The organism is Moorena sp. SIO4A1, assembly GCF_010672065.1.
Taxonomy (GTDB): Bacteria; Cyanobacteriota; Cyanobacteriia; order Cyanobacteriales; family Coleofasciculaceae; genus Moorena.
Genome location: NZ_JAAHHX010000178.1, coordinates 1 through 3,661 on the forward strand (window position 1 = coordinate 1; position 3,661 = coordinate 3,661).

Consider the following 3,661-nt stretch of genomic DNA (forward strand, 5'->3'; position numbering starts at 1 on the left):
CATTATGTAAGACTGATGTAATAAGTCTGAAATACCTTCTCCTGTAAAACAATTAACTCCAATAATAACAGGCTGAGAATGTTGTCCTAAAACTTTATGATGAACTTTTGAAATTTGGGTAGCTGTGTCTTGAATATTTGCTTCTTTGGCAAAATAGCTCACCCCTGTTTGCTTGTTAACAAACATATTAAAAACGTAAATAACATTTTGGTGAAATTTTAGTAAATCTCTTAAATATTGGCGGTCGCCTCTCGTAAATAGTTTTTCTGGTGCTATGAGATAATAAATTAAATCTGGCTGAAATTCTAGATTTACAAATTCTGATATACTGAGATTTTCTTCTTGAGGAGCAGAACAATTTTCTCGATATCTTGCTAAAGTAAGGTCTTCTACAATGGGACAATCCTCAATTTGATTAATTCCTAAAGCAACTCGATTATAATTTTCTAAGAGTTCATCACTACAAACACCAGGAGTATCAAAACATTTTAAACCAATAGGAAACTCAATTAGATTAATTTCCTTAGTACAATCTTGATGACCTGTAGACAAGAAGTAATCACTACCCAGCAAACGATTACTTAATGTCGTTTTACCTGCTCCTGTTCTACCTGTAAAAAATAAGTTAATATTATCAATATTTCTAGGATAATTGCCGAGCTTTTCAATGATAAACTTGGCACGAATTTTAGCAATGGATGGAGGCTTAAGTTGGAAATACATAGTTTGTTCTAACATGTGCTTAAAGAATACTTTTTAAATCTAGAGCAGGGAATAGTTAGAATTTCCCCACTCTGTTACAAGGTTCTAAAGTTGGATTAAAATTCTTTCTAAAATTTTGCTAATTTCTTCTTCATTCTCGCTAACAGCAAAGGAGTTAATCGCTTCCTTATATGGCAATAATATTGCTTGAGTTTCTCGACGCCCTACTTCTACTATTGCCTGAAAATCAGTTTGGAAATTTTGCTTTCCATTAGCACTTTCAATGCCTAAGCCAATAGCTAACAAGTTTTCAACAACAGGATAACCACCTTGTAAATATTTTTTGCCTATCTCTTGTTCTTGTTGTATTACTTCTGGGACTTTTTCTAAAACTTTTTTCTTAACTTCTTTCATGCCCATAAATTTATTCTCAGTAGTTGTGATAGTTTTAACTACGGGTTTAATCACATCCTCACTAACAGTAACTTGTTTTTTCTTTTTCTTTCCACCCATTCCAGCAGCACCAAATATACTAGCACCAAGAACAGGTAGAAATGCTAATCCGCCGGTTGCTAAACCAGCTCCTATTGCCGCCATTGTACCACTCGCCATTTCACCAAAGGCAGCAGCACTTGCACCTGCTAATTGACCAAGATCAATGCCACCAGCCATACCAGCAAGATCAGCCCCACCAGCCATACCACCAGGAGAACCTTCCCCATCAACAAGTTGTTTTCTTGATTCTTGAGATTGTTCATATTCTATAACTTGCTTTTCAACTTCTACGTCTTGAAAATCAGGTACATACTCACTTTTTTCGACTTCCTGGTTGTTATAAACAATCCGATCTACTAAGATTGTTTGCGCTTCTTCTCGTGAAATTTTGGCCTCTTGAGCTAACTGAACAATTGTATCATTCAATTCTTTTGCAGCTTCCAAGGTAGCATCTTCTTCCTGAAAAACTCGAATACCATAATCAGCAACTGCCATATAGGCTTCATTGATTAAGTCTTGATTACCTTGTTTTTCATCTACTTTACGAGTAGCTAAACGACTTGCAATCTGAATTAATGCTTTGCGATAACGGCAACTACGTTCTTGTATAGCAAATTCCTTCAGTTGATCGGGTAAAACTTGTTTAAAGTTACCAATTTTATTATCTGGTAACATTGTAAGCATTAGTTTGGTAATTTGATTAATTCCTGTCCCTTGCTTACAGTCAATTTCAACAATAGGCAAAGATTCATTAGGGTAAAATTCTTGAAAAATTTTAGTTATTTGTTGCCTTGCATCTTCTACACTTGCTTGAGTGGTTATTCTTGTTCCATCATCTGTAAAATGAATATTTAGGGCAAAAATTACTTTATTTTTATCAGTTTGTTTTTTCTGTTTTCTGAGTAAAGCTTTTAAATATTTACGATCTGGTTTCACAAATTGAGTATGAGGAGCAACCACATAAAGAATAATATCAGGTTTACAATTTTCCTGATTTTCGGGGGATTGCCATTGCTCTACTTCTATATCTTCTTTTAAAACTTTTTTAGTAGTAGGATAATCTGAGCAATTCCATAACTCAAATTTATCAACAGGTGTTAATTCCTCATCTTCATCATCAATCTGGGGAAGCATCAAAGCAGCTCGATTAATATTTTCGTATGTGTCGCTACAACCTCCAGCACCAGGAAGATCAAAATACCATAAGTTACTACGCATTTTAAAGAAAACTACCATCCAAGTGCAATCTGTTTTACCTGAACTTTCAAAAACCTCATCATTATTAACATCATTAATAGTATTTGCTAATTTTTTCTCAGGATCTATCAAAGTAACTGCTAGTGTAGTTTTACCTGCACCTGTACGTCCAGTAGCATAAAAATTAACAGGTTTTGGAAATAACTCTTTTTCAGATTGTTTTTTTAACCATTCTTCATCTACACGACCACTTAAATCTACTTCTCTGAAATCAAATAGTCGTAAAACATCAGGACGATCTTGAAAGATAAATTGTAGAGTTTGCAATGCTTTGTTAGACATGATAGACGTCTCCTTATTTGGTTTTGATTATTTTTTATGGTAAACAAACCAATCAATATGGTTGAAATTTAGATGTTTTGATGGTTTGAATGATTTATTGAAGCTTAATAGCTTCTTCTTGGCAATTAGCTAGTTGATAGACATTTAGCAAGTTGGTTAACAATTTAATATCATCTGTTTGGGCGACCTCCATTACTAAGTTAAAATCAGGTAAAAAGTTGTTAACTTTATTATTACCCCAATAAACTAATGGTTGTTCAGCTTGTTGATTAGCTTCTTTGACTAAACCACACTCCCCTAACATCATCGCCTGATCTAACCGATAAAGACGCTCTTTTTTACCTGTTTCTCTAATGCTTGATTTTGCTGAGCCAACAACCCTATTATTGCTTGCTGCTGTTGCAAAAACAAGCGCAGAGATTCTTCCTCTGGGAGGTCGGTTGTGTCGTTGAGAGTATCCAGGACAGTTATTTCAGTCATATCTGAGTTATAACAGATTCACATACTTTTGGCAAAGGGACTGCCAACATATATCCTAAACAGGGGGTGCAGGGGTAATTGAGAAGTTACATTTACTGGAGTATCAGAATGGGAAAACATCCTGAAATGACCAGCTCAATTGGCAAGGCTGTTGAAAAGGCAAAAAGGGAAGTGGTCCGACTGTGGTCTTACTTTTGGCGTAGCCGACGCTTCGCGAACAGAGATGGAAATTTATTGCATACAAATTATATCATACCGCGCTCACAAGGTGGAAGTAATTGGGATAAAAATCTAGAATTACTTCATCTACACTGCCACGATGGAAAAAAAACAGAGAGTAAACAAAGCGAGAGTTAGCCGCCCAATTAATTGGGTGGGGGTGGAGCGTTCCGGGATTTATCAAGGGCTTTCGTGTTAAAATGGACTAGCGAGTAAGAACAAGGTT

The 3,661-nt window shown here is 35.5% G+C and carries 5 protein-coding genes; 1 reads left to right on the top strand and 4 read right to left on the bottom strand.

The features are described 5' to 3' along the window. From F6K53_RS35690 to F6K53_RS35705, 4 genes are all read right to left on the bottom strand, one after another. Positions 1–738: GTPase (locus F6K53_RS35690; protein ID WP_293084093.1), on the bottom strand; the 738-nt coding region annotated here is incomplete at its 3' end. 69 nt (positions 739–807) lie between these two features. Then, complete coding sequence (locus F6K53_RS35695) at positions 808–2,736, bottom strand: hypothetical protein (RefSeq protein WP_293084096.1); 1,929 nt, start codon at positions 2,734–2,736, stop codon at positions 808–810. A gap of 94 nt (positions 2,737–2,830) precedes the next feature. Further along, complete coding sequence (locus F6K53_RS35700) at positions 2,831–3,043, bottom strand: hypothetical protein (protein WP_293084098.1); 213 nt, start codon at positions 3,041–3,043, stop codon at positions 2,831–2,833. 8 nt (positions 3,044–3,051) lie between these two features. Further along, a complete protein-coding gene (locus tag F6K53_RS35705) occupies positions 3,052–3,216 on the bottom strand; it encodes a hypothetical protein (protein WP_293084101.1) in 165 nt (54 codons plus the stop codon). A 126-nt stretch (positions 3,217–3,342) separates the two neighbouring features. Between F6K53_RS35705 and F6K53_RS35710 the strand changes: the two genes are divergently transcribed. Continuing rightward, a complete protein-coding gene (locus tag F6K53_RS35710; protein WP_293084104.1) occupies positions 3,343–3,573 on the top strand; it encodes an HNH endonuclease in 231 nt (76 codons plus the stop codon). Positions 3,574–3,661 lie beyond the last annotated feature (88 nt).

Coding starts and splice junctions, on each gene's coding strand:
- F6K53_RS35695 (WP_293084096.1), bottom strand. CDS start 2,736: ATGTCTAACAAAGCATTGCAAACTCTACAATTTATCTTTCAAGATCGT.
- F6K53_RS35700 (WP_293084098.1), bottom strand. CDS start 3,043: ATGATGTTAGGGGAGTGTGGTTTAGTCAAAGAAGCTAATCAACAAGCT.
- F6K53_RS35705 (WP_293084101.1), bottom strand. CDS start 3,216: ATGACTGAAATAACTGTCCTGGATACTCTCAACGACACAACCGACCTC.
- F6K53_RS35710 (WP_293084104.1), top strand. CDS start 3,343: ATGACCAGCTCAATTGGCAAGGCTGTTGAAAAGGCAAAAAGGGAAGTG.